This window comes from Mycobacterium sp., from assembly GCF_032162605.1.
Classification (GTDB): domain Bacteria; phylum Actinomycetota; class Actinomycetes; order Mycobacteriales; family Mycobacteriaceae; genus Mycobacterium.
Window position 1 is genome coordinate 1 of record NZ_JAVROT010000093.1, and the last position, 17004, is coordinate 17004.

Consider the following 17004-nt stretch of genomic DNA (forward strand, 5'->3'; position numbering starts at 1 on the left):
ATCACCCACGTGTTACTCACCCGTTCGCCACTCGTGTACCCCGAAAGGCCTTACCGTTCGACTTGCATGTGTTAAGCACGCCGCCAGCGTTCGTCCTGAGCCAGAATCAAACTCTCCAAACAAAAACAACCCACACCCCAAAGGGCACAGACAGAATTCGAATCAGAACAATCTGACCAAGCAACCAGTCAAAACTGGCAAAATAAAACAAAACCACCCCCACCAAAGGAAGACGAGGAGTCCCCCACGAGGATGGCCAAAAACAACAAACAAAAACCACCAAACACACTATTGAGTTCTCAAACAACACACCCGCTCTGACCGCGCACGAACCCTGCGGCGAAAACCGCTGAGTTGTACTGCGGGTAGATAAGGACCCTCACCGAAGTGCGAGTTTCCCTCTGGGATTCGGCCGCGCTCCCCGGTCCGAAGACCGTGTCGCGGCGACCTGAGATAAGTTACGTCAGTGGAAACTGGGAGTCAAATCCCCAGGTAGACGGCGTGTCCGACAGAAGTTCAGACCTAGAGCGTCCGCTCAACGCCTGCTACATTGCGCTTCCCTCGCCGCAGGACGAGCCACTTGCCGTGGAGGAAGTCCGTGTCGTCGGGCGCCCAGTCGTCGCTCTCCACCCGGACGTTGTTGACGTACACCCCGCCCTCGGACAACGTGCGTCTGGCCTCGCCCTTGCTCTTCGACAGACCGGTGGCCACCAACAGATCGCCTATTCCGTCCGGCAGGGCCGGCCTGAGCTGGGCCACCGACGTCTCTTGCAGCGCGGCGGCCAGGGTCGGTTCGTCCAGACCCGCCAACTCACCGTGCCCGAACAACGCCTGGCTGGCTAGTTCGACCGAGTCCGTCGCGCCCTGCCCATGGACCAGAGTGGTGAGCTCCTGGGCCAGTCGTCGTTGTGCAGCGCGCTCGTGTGGCCGCTCGGTCGTCGCCAACTCGAGGTCGGCGAGCTCGTCGGCCGGCAAGAAGGTAAACCAGCGCAGATACCGGACGACGTCGGCGTCTGCGGTGTTGAAGAAGTACTGGTACCAGGCGTAGGGCGTCGTCAGCTCGGGGTCGAGCCACACGTTGCCGCCGCCGGTCGACTTGCCGAACTTCTTGCCGTCGGCCGAGGTCACCAGCGGCACCGTCAGCGCATGAGCGGTGGCGCCAAGCTTCTGCCGGACCAGCCGCACGCCGGCGATGATGTTGCCCCACTGGTCGGAGCCGCCGATCTGCAGCGAGCAGCCGTGCTTCTGATGAAGCTCCACGTAGTCGTTGGCCTGCAGGAGCATGTAGCTGAACTCCGTGTAGGAGATGCCGTCGCCGTCGAGTCGCCGTCGGATGGTGTCGCGATCGAGCATCACGTTTACCGAGAAGTGCTTGCCCAGGTCGCGCAGGAACTCGATCGCCGAGAGCTGCGACGTCCAGGACAGATTGTTCTCGACGATCGCGCCGGTGGCGGACCCGTCGAAGGCGACGAACCGTTCCAACTGCCCGCGAATGCGGTCGGACCACTCGGCGACGGTGTCGGCGGTGTTCAGCGTGCGTTCGGCGCTATCCCTGGGATCGCCGATCATGCCAGTGGCCCCACCTGCGAGAACGATCGGCCGGTGGCCGGCCCGCTGGAAGCGCTGCAGGGTGAGCAGCGGAATCAGATGTCCCGCGTGCAGGCTCGGCGCCGTCGGATCGAAGCCCGCGTAGAGCGTGAGCGGACCGGCGGCTGCCGCGGCCGCCAGCGCGTCGCGGTCGGTGGACTGCGCGATCAAACCGCGCCAGTCGAGTTCGTCGAGGATTTCGGTGCCCTGCACAGTCACGGTGTTGATCCTCCCGTATCAGTCGCTATCTCCAGGCGCGGGTGCCCGAGGACTGCGGCGGTAGGACGACACCTCCGGAGATTGCGGAAGCCAGAACCGCCACGGCCGGTCGGCGGCCTTGCTCACTCCCACGCGTGGGCCGCTGAGAACGGCGCGGGGCGCACCTAGGACCAGCCCAACCGGGCTCCGGCCATCGAAGAGGTCAATCCCATTGTCGTCCATGGTGATTCCCAACGCCGAGCAGAGATTTCCCGGTCCTCGGGCCAACGCTTCCGAGGCGACGGGGCCGCGACGGCCATGGGCGACGCCCGAGCCGGCCCTCACCACTGCGGCGCGGAGTAGAACGGCTGCGGCCACGCCGTCGTCGTCGCAGACGACGTTCGCACAGACGTGAATGCCATGGCTCCTATAGGCGTACAGCGTTCCCGGCGCGCCGAACATGATGGCGTTGCGCCCGCCACGGCCGCGGAACGAATGGGCTGCCGCGTCGGGCCACGGGCCGTCCGCCGGCCCTCCGTAGGCCTCGACCTCGACGATCAGCGCGTCGACCCCGCGGCCGGTCAGTACCGCACCGATCAACCGGCGGGCCGCCGATACCGGATCGGTCGCCAGCACGTCAGCAGTCATTCAAGCGATTCTGCCCGCCACTGTTGACTCCTCCACCAGCGGGGAGGAATATTCATCACATGATGAGTTCATCACATGATGAATTAATGCGAGACGGCTCGGCGCCCGCCGTCTCGGTCGCGCATCTGACCGTCGTCCGGGGGAAGCGGACCGCCCTGGACGACGTCACGATGCGCATTTCGCCGGGCACCATCACCGGCGTCCTCGGACCATCCGGCTGCGGTAAGACGACCTTGATCCGCAGCATCGTCGGAACGCAGGTCATCGCCTCTGGGACCGTGACGGTGCTGGGGCGCCCCGCGGGTTCCGCCGACCTGCGACACCGCGTCGGCTACGTGACGCAGGACGCCACCATCTATCAGGACCTCCGCGTGATCGACAACGTCCGCTACTTCGGGTCGCTGTACGGATCCGGCGCGAAGGCGGCCGACGAGGCCGTCACAGGCGTCGGCCTCGACGACCATCGAACCGCACTGTGCGGCAACCTCTCCGGCGGACAGCGCACCAGAGTGTCACTGGCCTGCGCACTGGTGGCCCACCCGGAACTGCTGGTGCTCGACGAACCCACCGTCGGACTCGACCCCGTCCTGCGGGTCGACCTCTGGGAGCAGTTCCACCAACTGGCACGGCAAGGCACGACGTTGCTGGTGTCGAGCCACGTCATGGATGAAGCCGACCACTGTGGCGATCTCCTTCTGCTGCGGGAGGGCCGTCTGCTCGCCCACACCACGCCCACCAAATTGCGAGAGGACACGGGATGTCAGTCACTGGAGGAAGCGTTTCTGTCCGTCATTCGGCACAACACCGCACCCGCGCCCGGCTGAGCCCGCAGGCCTACCTGGCCACCACCGCCCGGATCCTGCGACAGTTGGCCGGCGATCATCGCAGCGTCGCGATGATCCTCGTCGTGCCCAGCCTGATCATCACGCTGATGTACTTCATGTTCCAGGATGTGCCGCACCGCCCCGGTACCCCGTCGCCGTTCGACAACGCCTGCCTGATCATGCTTGGGGTCTTCCCGCTCATCGTGATGTTCCTCATCACGTCGATCACGATGCAGCGTGAACGCGTCTCGGGGACGTTGGAGCGCATCCTGACCACTCCCCTGCGTCGGCTGGATCTATTGGCAGCCTACGGATCCGCGTTCTCGATCGCGGCCGCCGCGCAGGCCATCCTGGCGTGTGTGATCTCGTTCTGGCTGCTCGGGCTCGACACGGCGGGCAGCCCCGGCCTGGTCTTCGCCATCGCGATCATCAACGCCGTTCTCGGCGTGGGACTGGGGCTGCTGTGTAGTGCGTTCGCGCGCACCGAGTTTCAAGCCGTCCAGTTCATGCCAGTGGTGATCGCGCCGCAGCTCCTGCTGTGCGGGATCATCGTGCCGCGCGACGCTCTACCGGACTGGCTGCAGTGGATCAGCAATGCGCTGCCCGCGAGCTACGCCCTCGAGGCCCTTCGCGAGGTCGGCGCGCATCCGGACCTTACCGCTACGGCGGCCAGGGACATCGCCATCGTCATCGCGTTCGCGGTGGTCGCGCTGTGCATGGCCGCGGCGACGCTACGGCGCAGGACGCCGTGAGCAGTACCGGCCGCAAGCGCCCGGGAAGACCGGCCGGCACGTCCGACACCCGCGAACGCATCCTCACCCGCGCGCGGGAACTGTTCGCCCGCAACGGTATCGGGAACACGTCGATCCGCTCGATCGCGGCCGCCGCCGAGGTCGACCCCGCACTCGTCCACCACTACTTCGGTAGCAAGGAACAGCTGTTCGCCGCCGCAGTCCACATTCCCATCGACCCCATGCAGGTCATCGGACCGCTGCGCGAAGTGCCGATCGACCAACTCGGGCTGGTGCTGCCGTCGCTGCTCCTGCCGTTGTGGGACTCCGAGATCGGGTCGGGGTTCATCGCCACCCTGCGCTCGCTGCTGGCCGGAAGCGACGTCAGCCTGATCCGGTCGTTCCTGCAGGACGTGATCTCCGTCGAGGTCGGCTCGCGCGTGGACGAGCCTGCGGGGTCGGGCCGGATTCGCGTTCAGTTCGTTGCGTCGCAACTGGTCGGAATCGTCATGGCGCGTTACATCCTTGAACTGGAGCCGTTCAAGTCACTGCCCGTTCAACAGGTGGCCGAGACCATTGCGCCGAATCTGCAGCGCTACCTGACCGGCGACCTGCCCGGCCTCTAGGGCTCGGCCCGGTCCACCAGGCCCTGATGCTCGGCGTCGTCGGTGATCGTGACCGCCTCGGAGATCAGGAGTACGGGCACGCCGCCCTCGATCCGGTACGCACGTCGCAGCCTGGGGTTGTAGAGGAACTCGTCGCCGATCAGAAGGAGCGGCCCACGATCCTCAGGGCACACCAACAGATCTCGCAGACGTTGATCGAGCACCGCCCTAGCCGACCGGGATCGGGATGTTGATGCCGGGGGCGCCGTTGGGATCGGGTACCACGCCCGGGTTGTAGGGGGTGATCCCGGTGCCCACGGTCGTGGGTTGCTGGGGAGCGGCCCGCGACTGACTGCGCTTCTGGTAGGAGACCGTCGACTGCAGGGCGTCGATCAGCGGCACCTGGTTGGGGCGCTTGTTCATCGCGGCTTCGAGGTCGGCCATGTCGCCCTTGGAGGGCACGAACCCCGCAGCCCGGAGCTGCATGGCGACGTGGATGAGGTTGGAGACCTGGCCACCGCCAGAGCCCGTGTCGTACTCGGAGTGGATGTCGTCGAGCACGTCCGCATGCGCGGTGCCCGCCCCGATCAGCACGCCGGCCGCCAGCGCGCTAGCGGCGGCGGCACCGGTGAACGTACGACGCCAGCCGACCTTCTTACCGATCCGTACAGACATCAATCCTCCATCGTCGAGCATGTATTGAATTCCCGGCCCGACCCGGTGGCCACGTACAGCCAGCCGAAGCCTAACAAAGCGTCGCGGTCACGGCAGCCCGTCACTCGCTTCACTTTGGTCACTCGTCCGGGTCCGTCCCGGTGAGTTCGGCGCGAACCGCGGCGGTGAATCGTTTGTAGACGCCGGTGTCGTGGTCGAGATACCAGGCATGACGGGATGGCTTCGGGATCCCCGCCGCGCGCAGCGGCGCGAGCAGCGGTCGATAGGTGGCGCTGAGCTTCATCTCGGGCACGACGTGGACGACGTCCGGTGGCGCGCCGACGGGGAGGACGGCCAGTGCCTCGTTGAGGTCGGCGGTCGGCACACTGCCACCCGGACTCAGGGTCAGGGCCGAGACGGCGAGGTCGTGACCGTCGACGGCGACGCGGTAGGTCACCGCGAGATCGACTGCTCCGACCCGACTGACGGCGTCGTTGACCGCTGCGCTGAACACGGGCCCGCGTTCCGTGCGGATGACCGAGCCGCGATTGTCGACGAGCCAGTAGTCGCCGTCCTCGTCACGGCGGAACAGGTACTCCGTCGACACCCAGAGGTCGGCGGGAGCGAAGACCCCGCGCTTGACCGAAGCCGTCGGATCGACGGGGCCACGTGGATGCGCCAAAAGGACACCGACCTCGTTGGCACCCGCCAGTGCGACGAATCCACGGTCGTCCTCGAGAATGAGGTCGTCGTCCAGGTCGTAGGCCGCGAGCGCGATCTGACCGCTGCCGGGGAGAGGCCTTCCCTCACTGCCGATCTTGGCGCCGGAGACGTTGGCGAGCACGGCCTGGCCGTCCGTCGTCGCGAAGAACTCGACGACGTGCGCAGGGGCGAACTCCTCCTCGACGCGCTTCCAGAGACCGGTCGGCATACCGGAACCGATGAAGAGCCGCACGGGGTGGTTGCCCTTGAGTGCGAACGCCGGGTCGTCGATGACCTCGCGCAGCATCGCCCAGGTGTAGGACACCACGGTGACGCCGTACTGCCGCAGCTCGTGTGCGAAGCGGTCTGGGCGCAGGCCCCGCGACAGGGCGATGCGGGTGCCGCCCACGACGGCACCGCCAAGGCTGACGAGCAGGCCGGACTGGTGATGAAGCGGCGTCAGGCAGTAGACGGTGTCACCGGTGCCGAGATTGGCCGCGGATGCGGTGCCGAAGGCCGACAGCGCCCACCGGAAGTTCGTGATCTGACGGGCGACGAGCTCGCCTCCGACGGTCGCGAAGGCGACGTACGCCAGGTCCTTGGCGAACCCAGGATTGGGCCGGTACCAGCCGGGCAGCGCAACGACGTCGGGGTCGATCTTCTCCATGTCGACGACGTCGGAGTCGCCGGCCAGGTCCAGATCGCGGGCTTCACCGCCACCGAGGACAAGCACCCGCAACGGAAGCTCGTGAGCCGCCTCGAGGCTCACCGGGTCCGCGATCACGTCGGACACCGAGCCGAGCCGAGCGGCCTCGGTCAGGTCGGCGTCGGGCGGCATCAGCACGGCGACCGCGCCGAGACGCGACAGTGCCGCGATCGCGACGAGTGCACTCGGCCTGGTCTCCATGAGCACGCCCACCCGCGCGCCCTGGCGCACACCGACGTCGATGAGGCCGCGGACCACGTTGTTGATGCGGCGGTCCACCGCCTCGTAGGTGTGCACACGACCGTCGAACAGGAGGAATTCGCCATCGGGAGTCGCGCGTGCCTGCTCGCTCATGATGCGACCGAGTGAGATGCGCGTGTGGTCATTGATCTGACCCAGGCGCGCCAAGCGCGGCAGCGTCCTGGCGGTCTCGACCACCAGCGCGCGGGCCGACTTGTTGGCCGCCACGAACGCCCCGGCGGCAGAGCGGGCCACGCTGAAGGTCATCTCCGCGGCGGCACCCGCGCCGTGTGCGAGGCGGGAGGCCAGCGGCACGCCGGTCTCGTTGTGCTGCGCGGGCTGCAGAGCCATCAGCGCGACGTCGGCGGGCATCTCTCCTTCGCCGGCGATCCACTTCACCCACGAAGCGACCGTCGGCCACGTCTGCGTCGCCGCCTTGGACCCGACGACGAGCCCGAAATGCCCTGTGCGAATCAGGTATTCGTAGACATCCGCCTGAGGTGACGCGCGTTTGATGCCACGCACGGAAGCGGGCTGGCCGATGTCGTCGACCTCGCCAACCACCGCGAGCACCGGGCAATCGATGTCGCTGAGCGTGACAAGGTCACCACGGATGGCGAACCCGCCGCTCATCATGCGGTTGTGGGCGATGAACTGCTTGAGGAGCTCCGCAATGGCCGGTCCCGACCAGGCGATCCAGCCGTCGGAGGCCAGGAACCGGCGCTGCTGCTCACGCGGGAGCAGGGCGTCGCGGTCGTGCAACTGGCGCACGAAGGTCAGGCGTGACTGCGCGGTCTTGATGGGGTCGAGCATCTGGAATCCGGTGCGGGCCAGCCAGCCGGGGATGTCGATGCGGCTGAAGACGTGGTCGGCCATGAAGTCGGCGGCTCCGACGGCGAGGCCTGCGGGCAGGTTCATCGGGAGCGCGGCGAGAGTGTCGACGGGCGAACCGAACCCGATGATGCTCGCCAGGTCCTTGGACCGCCGGTAGGCGGCCGTCTGGTAGGCGAACATGCCGCCCTGCGAGTAGCCGGCGAGGTGGACGTCTCGGCCGGTGACCTTCTTCACCGTGTCGATCGCCTCGCTCAGCGCGACGACGTGGTCGGCGAGGTTGCGCTGCATGCCACCCTCGACCTGGTCGGGCGAGCCGAAGTCGATGACCCACGGGTCGATGCCCGCCTCGTGAAGGATGCCGACCGCGCCGTCGTTGCGGGTGACGTCCCACATGTCGGCCGACATCATCATCGGGTGCACCATCAACACCGGCGGGCCTGCCGGCCTCGCGCCTGGCCTGGTGTCGGGCGGGAAGTACCGCCGCAGCCGGTACATCGGCACGCTCTCGACGATCTGGAACGGCGACGGCACGGCACCGGTCTCGAGGCCGCCGTAGCGCAGTACCTCCAGGCCATTCTGCGCGGTCGCCACCAACCGCGCCACTGAGCCGGTGATCGCCGAAAGGTCCACCACGATGCTCCCCTTTCGCGCGACGAGTGAATCCCCCGATCCGACGCCATCATGGCACAGCGCCATTCGAGCTCCACCGTGATCAGCCCCTATGATCGGCGCCTGATGGCGAACCTGATCAACCTCGAACGCGCGACCGTCGGTTACGGCACGCGCACCCTGCTCGACGGCGTGAGCCTCGGCGTCGACGAGGGCGAGGCGATCGGTGTCGTCGGCCGCAACGGCGACGGCAAGACCACTCTGTTGCAGATCCTGACGGCGGCCCGACCGCCCGATTCCGGCCGCGTGACCCATACGTCGGGGCTGTCGGTCGGCTACCTGCATCAGTCCGACGACTTCAAGCCAGAGGCGACGGTGCGGGACGTGATCGTCGACGGTCGCGCGGACCACATCTGGGCGGCCGAGGCGGAGACCCGGTCGGTGGTGGAGAATCTGCTGACCGAGGTGGCGCTCGACCGCGAGGTGAGCAACCTCAGTGGCGGTGAGCGACGCCGCGTGGCGCTGGCCGCGGTGCTACTCGCGGGCCATGACGTCCTGGTGCTCGACGAACCGACCAACCATCTCGACGTCGAGGTCATCGGGTGGCTGGCGGGCCACCTCTCGCAGCAGCGTTCCAAGACGCTCCTGGTGGTCAGCCACGACCGGTGGTTCCTGGACGCGGTGTGCACGCGCATCTGGGAGGTGCACGGCGGCGCAGTCGACGCCTACGAGGGTGGTTACGCGGCGTACGTGCTGGCCCGCGCCGAACGCATGCGGGTGGCCGCGGGCACCGAGGCCCGCCGCCGCAACCTGATGCGCAAGGAGCTGGCGTGGTTGCGGCGAGGACCGCCCGCGCGGACGTCGAAGCCGAAGTTCCGCATCCAGGCCGCGAACGACCTGATCGCAGGAGAACCGGAGCCAAGGGATTCGCTGGCCCTGCAACGCTTTGCGACGGCCCGCTTGGGCAAGGACGTGTTCGACCTTCACCGCGTGTCACTCGAGGCGGGCGAGAAGCTGATCCTCGACAAGCTGGACTGGTCTATCGGGCCGGGCGTGCGCATCGGGCTGGTCGGTGTCAACGGGACCGGGAAGACGTCGGTGCTGAAGCTGCTGACCGGCGAGCTGCCACCGACGTCGGGCACCGTCAAGCGCGGTAAGACGCTCAGAATCGGCTATCTCCGCCAGGCGCTGGTCGAGATCGACGGCAACGAACGCGTCCTCGACGCCGTCGAGAGCGCCAAGCGGATCACCGAGCTCGCGGGCGGCAAGGAGGTCAGTACGGCCACCCTGCTCGAGGACTTCGGGTTCACGGGCGACAAGCTGACGACGCGAATCTCGGAACTGTCCGGCGGTGAGCGACGCCGGTTCCAGTTCCTGCGGCTGCTGCTCGACGAACCCAACGTGCTACTGCTCGACGAGCCGACCAACGACCTCGACATCGACACCCTGAACGTCATCGAGGACTACCTGGACGGCTGGCCAGGAACGCTGATCGTCGTTACCCACGATCGCTACTTCCTCGAACGGGTCAGCGACGTGACGTACGCGCTACCTGGCGGCGGCCGGTGCGTGCTCCTTCCCGGCGGGATCGAGCAGTACCTGGCCGAGCGGCCCACCGCCAACGGGACGTCGGCGACGCGTCCGAACGATCGCAACGAGACGGCGTCGGCGCGCGAGCGCAGGGCGGGAAAGCAGTTGTCCCGCATCGAGAGTCAACTCCGCAAGCTCGACGATCAGATCGCGAAGCTGCACCACACCATGGCCGACGCCGCCGCCGACCACGTGCGGCTGGCCGAGCTGAACTCCGAACTGCGCGAGCTGCATGCCCGCCAGCAGGCACTCGAGGACGAGTGGCTGGCTCTGGCGGAGGACTAGCGCCAGCCGATGGCCGACGGAACGGACCCGTCCTCGACCGCGGCGGCCAGTTGGCGATGGTCGCGCTCATTCTGGCCGGCATATGCCGAGGCGAAGTCGATGAGCGCCGTCCCCACCCGGGTACCGGTGCCCAGATAGTCCGCAATCGCGGCGGCGTCACCGCTGCGGGCATGCGCCCTCGCGAGCACCTGACCACACAACCCGGCGAAGTCGGGCAACCGGTCGGCGATGGTCTCGCCCTTCGGGATCACCTTGCCGTCGCGGAACTGCCGGACGTAGAAGTCACTGCCCTCGATGGTCGTCCAGCCGACGAACATGTCGGTGGAGCTCTGAATCAACCTCTGGCCGTTGATCACGCGCTGACCGTGGTGGGTGTACTCGCTGGGCTCGGTGAACTGTTCGTAGACCGACGGGCCCCTTTTGATCTGCAGGAAGAACGGGTCTTGTGTGCGCCGTTCCTCGAGCAACGCGAGGTAGACCCGCATCCCAACACTGCCCACCCCAACGACCTGACGGACCGTGTCGGCGAGGTCGAATCGCCTCAACAGGCTCCAGACGTGATCCGGTAGCGAGTCACGGTAGGCCAGGAAGATCTCGTCCGGATCGGCATCGGCTTCGCTGAAGGCGTGGGTGCGAAACGGCGGGTCCTCGACGATCCTGCGGCGGCCGTCGACGATGGTCGTCAACTTCCGCGACGCCCCACGGCTGGTGCGCTTTCGCAGCTGAGATTCGAGCTGACTGCCGACTTCGTCGGCGTCATAAGGCGCCAGGTACTTCAGCAGGTCGTCGACGACGATCTTGTCGTACCAGATGTCGATCTCGGGCATAGGCGCGTACCCGTGCATGCGGTTCGAGTAGCCGCGATACGCCGTGGAGACCGACTGTCGGCCAATGGATTCCGATAACCCGTGTGCCCGCGCCAGGACGACCAGGGATGCGGCCAGGCGCTTGACGTCCCATTCGAACGGGCCGGGCAGTGTCTCGTCGAAGTCACGCAGGTCGAAGGACACATTGCGCTCGGGCGTGTTCCACAGACCGAAGTTGAGAACGTGCGCGTCGCCACATAGTTGGACGGTGATGCCGGTGTTCGGCGTCGAGGCGAGATCTGCCGCCATCACCGCAGCGGCGCCGCGGAAGTACGCCCACGGGGATGCGGCCATCCGACCGTGCCGGATGGGCAACAGGTCTTCGGCGCGGAGGGCGTTCTGCGCCAGGATCGTCGCCGCGCGTCGTGCCCGCGGACGTTGGGATCCCAGACGGCAAGGCTGCGCCGCGGCACCACCTTCCTGGCCGCACGACCGTCTCCGGTATCGGTGCTGAGACTCGAGAGGGGCGACATCGAACAAGACTATCCGCGCAGGCGAATCCTGAGCTCGTCCGCGGTGTCGCGTACGACACCGAGCTGCTTGGCCACCTGAATCGGCGCAGTGCCACCGCGGGCGTCGCGTGAGTTCACCGAACCCGCGACGGTGAGCACTTCGCGGACCTCGGCGGTCAGCCCGGGGTGAATGGCCGCTAACTCGTCGTCGGCGAGCTCTTCGAGCCCGACGCCGCGCGCCTCGGCGGCCCGCACCGCGGCCCCCGCGGCCTCGTGCGCGACGCGGAACGGCAATCCCTGCCGGACAAGCCATTCGGCGACGTCGGTGGCCAGCGTGTAGCCCAATGGAGCAAGCTCGGCCATCCGGTCGGCGTCGAAGGTCAGCGTGCTGACGAGCCCGGCCATTGCGGGCAGCAGCATCTCCAGCTGACCCACCGAGTCGAAGACCGGCTCCTTGTCCTCCTGCAGATCGCGGTTGTACGCCAGCGGTTGTGCCTTCAGGGTGGCCAACAGCCCGGCGAGGTTGCCGATCAGGCGGCCCGACTTTCCACGGGCCAGTTCGGCGATGTCGGGATTCTTCTTCTGCGGCATGATCGAGCTGCCCGTCGACCAGGAGTCGTGCAGCTTGACGTAGCCGAATTCGGTTGTGCTCCAGAGGATGATGTCCTCGGCCAGTCGCGACAGATCGACAGCGATCATCGCCAGCACGAAGGCCGCCTCTGCGGCGAAGTCGCGGGAAGCCGTTGCGTCGATGGAGTTGTCGGCGGCGGCGGTGAATCCGAGATCCTCGGCAATGGCGTCGGGGTCCAGGCCCAGCGAGGACCCTGCGAGCGCCCCCGATCCGTACGGCGATATCGCGGCGCGGTCGTCGAAGTCGATGATCCTGTCTACGTCGCGGAGTAGCGGGTGGGCATGGGCGAGGAGGTGGTGCGCCAACAGGACCGGCTGCGCCGACTGCAGATGCGTCTTGCCCGGCATGATCTCCGTGGGATGGGACGCGGCCTGCGTCGCCAGCGCACCGACGACGTCGAGCACTCCGTTGCCGATGACCCGCATGGCGTCGCGCAGCCACATCCGGAACAGTGTGGCCACCTGATCGTTGCGCGAGCGGCCCGCTCGCAGACGCCCGCCGAGATCTTCGCCGGCCCGGTCGATCAGGCCGCGCTCCAGAGCCCCGTGCACGTCCTCGTCCGACAGCAGCGGCAGGAAGCTGCCGTCGACGACGTCGTCGCCAAGGGCGTCCAAGCCGGTGAGCAACCCGTCGCGTTGAGCTTCGTTCAGCAGGCCGGCCCGAAAGAGAACCAGGGTGTGCGCCTTGGATGCCCTCACGTCGTACGGCGCCAGGACCCAGTCGAAGTGGGTCGACTTGCTCAGCGCGGCGAGGGCGTCTGACGGGCCATTGGCGAACCGGCCGCCCCACAGCGAGCCTTCGTTGGTACTCATTTCTTCCTCGCGAGCAGACGTAAAGGTGTCGCGACACGCCGATTCGAGGGGCAATTTGCGTCTGCTCGCGGGAAGAAGGGTGGCGGGATGTGGGGAGCGCTCATCGGCCGGACAGGTCCCGCTGGGCGGCGATCTTCGACGACAAACCGTGCACGTGCACGAAGCCCTTGGCGCTCGACTGGTCGAACGTGTCGCCCTCGTCGTAGGTGGCGAGGTTGAAGTCGTACAGCGATTCGGGGCTGCGTCTGCCGTTGACGGCGATGTGCCCGCCGTGCAGCACCAGTCGGATCTCCCCCGTCACGTGCTCCTGGGTGTCCGCGACGAACGTCTCGAGAGCGCGCTTCAGGGGCGAGTACCACAGCCCGTCGTACACCAGCTCGCCCCAGCGCTGATCGGTGGTCCGCTTGAACCTGGCCAGTTCGCGTTCCAGCGTGACGTGCTCGAGCTCGGTGTGGGCGGTGATCAACACCATGGCACCGGGGGCCTCGTAGATCTCGCGGCTCTTGATGCCGACCAGCCTGTCCTCGACGACGTCGAGACGACCCACGCCCTGTGCGCCCGCGCGGCGGTTGAGCTCCACGATGGCCTCCAGCACCGTGACGGGCCTGCCGTCGATGGAGACCGGCGCGCCGTTGGCGAAGCCCACGATGACCTCGTCGGGTGAGCTCCAGTTGACCGTGGGGTCCTCGGTGTAGTCGTAGACGTCCTTGGTGGGAGCGTTCCAAAGATGTTCCAGGAAACCGGTTTCCACCGCGCGTCCCCACACGTTCTGGTCGACGGAGAACGGTGAGCGCTTGGTGACGTTGATCGGGATGGCGTTCTCCTCGGCGAACGCGATCGCCTTCTCCCGGGTCCGTGCATAGTCTCGGACCGGCGCCAGCACCTCGAGATCGGGTGCCAGCGAGGCGAACCCGACCTCGAAGCGCACCTGGTCGTTGCCCTTGCCGGTGCACCCGTGGGCGACGATGCCGCCGCCATGTTCGCGCGCTGCCTCCACCAGATGCTTGACGATCAGGGGGCGGCTGATCGCGGACACCAGCGGGTAACGGTCCATGTAGAGCGCATTGCTCTTGATGGTCGGCAGGCAATACTCCTCGGCGAACTCGTCGCGCGCGTCGACGACGACCGCTTCGACGGCGCCGCAGTCCAGGGCGCGCTGCCGCACGACCTCCATGTCTTCACCGCCCTGGCCCAGGTCGATGGCCACCGCCACGACCTCGCGGCCGGTCTCCTTGCCGATCCAGCTGATCGCCACGGAGGTGTCCAGACCGCCGGAGTACGCCAGGATGACGCGTTCGGACATTGAATCGATCTCCTCTTTAGTGTTCGGGCTACTGCAAGTCTTCGAGGGTGCTGGCCAGCTCGGCACCGGTCATGGGTTCGCGGGCCACCACCAGGATCGTGTCATCACCGGCGATGGTGCCGACGACGAAGGGCAGGGCTGAGCGGTCGATCGCGCTGGCGAGGTAGTGGGCCGCCCCTGGCGGGGTGCGAAGGACCGCGAGGTTGCCGCTGGCATCGGTGGACACCAGAAGGTCACCGAGCAGCTTGGACATCCGGTCGGTGCCCCCCGAAACGCCACGCACCGGGCTGCCGTCCTCCGGGACGATGTAGACGCCGGTGCCACCGTCGGCGCCCCGCAGCTTCACTGCACCGAGCTCCTCGAGATCGCGTGACAACGTGGCCTGGGTGACGTCGATGCCCTCGGCGGCCAGCATGGAGGCCAGTTCGCCCTGGCTACGCACCGGGTTGGACGACAGCAGCGTCACGATGCGCGCCTGCCGTCCGGCTCTCGTCGCTGTTGTCATGCGCGATCCCGCTTCGCTTCTCGCTGGAAAGTCATGCGCGATCCCGCTTCACTTCTCGCTGGAAAGTCATGCGCGATCCCGCTTCGCTTCTCGCTGGCCCGTCATTCCCCGGGTCACGACCGTTCCAGCAGCCACACCAGCAGCGCCTTCTGCGCGTGCAGACGGTTCTCGGCCTCGTCCCAGACCGCACTCTGCGGTCCGTCGATGACGTCGTCGGTGATCTCGTGTCCGCGGTGTGCCGGAAGGCAGTGCAGGACGACGGCGTCGGGATCTGACAGCTTCATCAGCTCGTCGTTCACCTGGAAGGGGCGGAAGGGACGAACCCGGTCGAGCCCGTCGTTCTCCTGGCCCATCGACGTCCAGGTGTCGGTGACGATGACGTCGACGCCGTCCGCCGCCGCCCTCGGGTCGGCGGTCACGGTGACCGATGCCCCCGTCTCGGCGGCCCGACGCTCCGCGGCCACCACGAACTGTCTGGCGGGCTCGAAACCCGTTGGCGCGGCGATCGTGACGTGGATGCCCGCGGTGACGCCGCCCAGCATCAGCGAGTGGGCCATGTTGTTGGCGCCGTCACCGAAGTAGGTCATCCGCAACCCCGCAAGGGCGCCCTTGCGTTCGGCAAGCGTCTGCAGGTCCGCGAGTACCTGACATGGATGGAACTCGTCGGACAGCGCGTTGACGACCGGCACCGTCGAACCAGAGGCCATGGCGGTCAGACGTTCCTGCGCGAAGGTCCGCCAGACGATGGCGTCGACGTAGCGCGACAGGACCTGCCCGGTGTCCTCGAGGGTCTCCTCGCGGCCGAGTTGTGTGCTGCGCCCGTCCACGACCACGGCATGACCGCCGAGTTGCGCGATTCCTACTTCGAACGAGAATCGCGTCCGAGTGGAGTTCTTCTCGAAGATGACGGCGACGCCGCGGGGTCCCTCCAGCGGGCGCGCACTGAATGGCGCCTTCTTGAGTTCAGCTGCGAGAGCGAGCACTTCGGCCTGCTCGCTCGGCGACAGGTCGTCGTCGCGCAGGAAGTTCCTGACGGTCACGATGTCTTCCCTGCCGTGTCGAGGATGGCTGGCAGTGCGGTGAGGAACGCCTCGATCTGTGCCTCGGTCACGATCAGTGGCGGAGCCAACCGGACGACGTCCGGCACCGCGGCGTTGACCAGGAATCCCGCCTCACGCGCAGCGACCTCGACCGCCTTGCCCTGCGGTGCGGTCAAGACGATGCCGCGCAGCAGTCCGCGACCCCTGACGTGGTCGACGAGTGGGTGGCCGATCGCCTCGATGCCGTGGCTGATCGTCTTGCCCAGCACGTCGGCGCGGCTGATGAGGTCGTCGTCGGCCAGCGTCTTGAGGACCGCGAGTGCGGCGGCGGTGCACACCGGATTGCCACCGAAGGTGCTGCCGTGCAGGCCGGGAGTCAGCAGTTCAGCAGTGTCGCCGATCGCCAGGCAGGCGCCGATCGGCAGCCCACCTCCCAGCCCCTTCGCGAGGGTGATCAGGTCGGGGGTGATGCCGTCGTGCTGGTGGGCGAAGAAGGTTCCCGTCCGGCCGACGCCGGTCTGCACCTCGTCGAGTACCAGGAGCGCACCGTGTTCGGCGGTGATCTCGCGGGCCGCGACGAGATAGCCCGGTGGCGGTGTGACGACGCCGCCCTCCCCCATGATCGGCTCGAGGAAGACCGCCGCGGTCCGGTCCGTCACGGCTGCGGCGAGTGCGGCGGCGTCGCCGTAGGGGACGTGGGTGACGTTGCCGGGCAACGGTTCGAACGGCGCCTGCTTGGCGGGCTGGCCCGTGAGCGACAACGAACCCATGGTGCGACCGTGGAACGCCCCTTCGGCGGCGACGAGTTCGGTGCGTCCGGTGAGCCGGCTGATCTTGAAGGCGACCTCGTTGGCCTCGGTGCCCGAGTTGCAGAAGAACACCCGGGCCTTGGTATCCCCACCGAGGTGGGCGATCAACGCCTCGGCCAACGCGATACCCGGCTCGGTGGCGTAGAAGTTCGACGTATGGCCGAGCGTGTTCAGCTGAGTCATTACTGCCTCGATGACGGCGGGGTGACGGTGTCCGAGCACGTTGACCGCGATGCCGCCGAGCAGGTCCACATAGGACTTGCCGTCGGCGTCGGTGACGACCGCGCCGTCGCCGCTGACCAACGCGACCGGCGGCGTTCCGTAGTTGTCCATCATCACGGCTTGCCAACGCTCTTGCAGATCTTGGGTTTTG

15 protein-coding genes and 1 rRNA gene are annotated in these 17004 nt (G+C 67.2%); 4 read left to right on the forward strand and 12 right to left on the reverse strand.

The features are described 5' to 3' along the window. From QOI01_RS05550 to QOI01_RS05560, 3 genes are all read right to left on the reverse strand, one after another. Positions 1 to 122 (reverse strand): 16S ribosomal RNA (locus QOI01_RS05550); the annotation flags it as partial. A gap of 400 nt (positions 123 to 522) precedes the next feature. Next, positions 523 to 1800 (reverse strand): tyrosine--tRNA ligase, encoded by a 1278-nt coding sequence (tyrS, locus tag QOI01_RS05555; protein ID WP_526379210.1) that lies wholly within the window; start codon positions 1798 to 1800, stop codon positions 523 to 525. A 24-nt stretch (positions 1801 to 1824) separates the two neighbouring features. Further along, positions 1825 to 2433, reverse strand: coding sequence for a DNA-3-methyladenine glycosylase (locus QOI01_RS05560; protein WP_526379186.1), 609 nt, complete (start codon positions 2431 to 2433; stop codon positions 1825 to 1827). Between the two features lie 59 nt (positions 2434 to 2492). Here QOI01_RS05560 and QOI01_RS05565 point away from each other — a divergent pair, with 59 nt between their 5' ends. Genes QOI01_RS05565 through QOI01_RS05575 form a run of 3 tightly spaced genes read left to right on the forward strand, consistent with a single transcriptional unit; the run spans position 2493 to position 4614 of the window. Further along, entirely contained in the window at positions 2493 to 3257 is a 765-nt protein-coding gene (locus QOI01_RS05565; protein ID WP_526379187.1) for an ABC transporter ATP-binding protein, read from the forward strand. Further along, positions 3191 to 4009 carry an ABC transporter permease gene (locus QOI01_RS05570; protein WP_526379188.1) on the forward strand — a complete coding sequence of 273 codons (819 nt, stop codon included), beginning with the start codon at positions 3191 to 3193 and terminating at the stop codon, positions 4007 to 4009. Before QOI01_RS05565 ends, QOI01_RS05570 begins: the two co-directional genes overlap by 67 nt. Continuing rightward, positions 4006 to 4614, forward strand: coding sequence for a TetR/AcrR family transcriptional regulator (locus QOI01_RS05575; protein ID WP_526379189.1), 609 nt, complete (start codon positions 4006 to 4008; stop codon positions 4612 to 4614). Before QOI01_RS05570 ends, QOI01_RS05575 begins: the two co-directional genes overlap by 4 nt. Here QOI01_RS05575 and QOI01_RS05580 read toward each other — a convergent pair. From QOI01_RS05580 to QOI01_RS05590, 3 genes are all read right to left on the reverse strand, one after another. Further along, a complete protein-coding gene (locus QOI01_RS05580) occupies positions 4611 to 4817 on the reverse strand; it encodes a Trm112 family protein (protein ID WP_526379190.1) in 207 nt (68 codons plus the stop codon). The genes QOI01_RS05575 and QOI01_RS05580 overlap by 4 nt on opposite strands. Before the next feature lie 4 nt (positions 4818 to 4821). Further along, on the reverse strand, positions 4822 to 5268 hold the full coding sequence (locus tag QOI01_RS05585; protein ID WP_526379191.1) for a hypothetical protein: 447 nt from the start codon (positions 5266 to 5268) through the stop codon (positions 4822 to 4824). A gap of 118 nt (positions 5269 to 5386) precedes the next feature. After that, positions 5387 to 8359, reverse strand: a complete 2973-nt coding sequence (locus QOI01_RS05590) for an AMP-binding protein (protein WP_526379211.1) — start codon at positions 8357 to 8359, stop codon at positions 5387 to 5389. Between the two features lie 105 nt (positions 8360 to 8464). On the opposite strand from QOI01_RS05590, the gene QOI01_RS05595 reads away from it, so the two are divergent. Further along, on the forward strand, positions 8465 to 10213 hold the full coding sequence (locus QOI01_RS05595) for an ABC-F family ATP-binding cassette domain-containing protein (protein ID WP_526379192.1): 1749 nt from the start codon (positions 8465 to 8467) through the stop codon (positions 10211 to 10213). Here QOI01_RS05595 and QOI01_RS05600 read toward each other — a convergent pair. The 6 genes from QOI01_RS05600 to QOI01_RS05625 form a co-directional block, all read right to left on the reverse strand. Continuing rightward, positions 10210 to 11373, reverse strand: a complete 1164-nt coding sequence (locus QOI01_RS05600; protein ID WP_526379193.1) for a DUF2252 domain-containing protein — start codon at positions 11371 to 11373, stop codon at positions 10210 to 10212. The genes QOI01_RS05595 and QOI01_RS05600 overlap by 4 nt on opposite strands. Positions 11374 to 11561: 188 nt before the next feature. Further along, complete coding sequence (gene argH / locus QOI01_RS05605) at positions 11562 to 12974, reverse strand: argininosuccinate lyase (RefSeq protein WP_526379194.1); 1413 nt, start codon at positions 12972 to 12974, stop codon at positions 11562 to 11564. A 100-nt stretch (positions 12975 to 13074) separates the two neighbouring features. Continuing rightward, a complete protein-coding gene (locus QOI01_RS05610; RefSeq protein ID WP_526379195.1) occupies positions 13075 to 14277 on the reverse strand; it encodes an argininosuccinate synthase in 1203 nt (400 codons plus the stop codon). A gap of 28 nt (positions 14278 to 14305) precedes the next feature. After that, a complete protein-coding gene (locus QOI01_RS05615; RefSeq protein ID WP_526379196.1) occupies positions 14306 to 14782 on the reverse strand; it encodes an arginine repressor in 477 nt (158 codons plus the stop codon). Positions 14783 to 14895: 113 nt separating this feature from the next. Beyond that, complete coding sequence (argF, locus tag QOI01_RS05620) at positions 14896 to 15822, reverse strand: ornithine carbamoyltransferase (protein ID WP_526379197.1); 927 nt, start codon at positions 15820 to 15822, stop codon at positions 14896 to 14898. Continuing rightward, entirely contained in the window at positions 15819 to 16967 is a 1149-nt protein-coding gene (locus QOI01_RS05625; protein WP_526379212.1) for an acetylornithine transaminase, read from the reverse strand. The genes argF and QOI01_RS05625 overlap by 4 nt, the downstream gene beginning before the upstream one ends. Between the last annotated feature and the right edge of the window lie 37 nt (positions 16968 to 17004).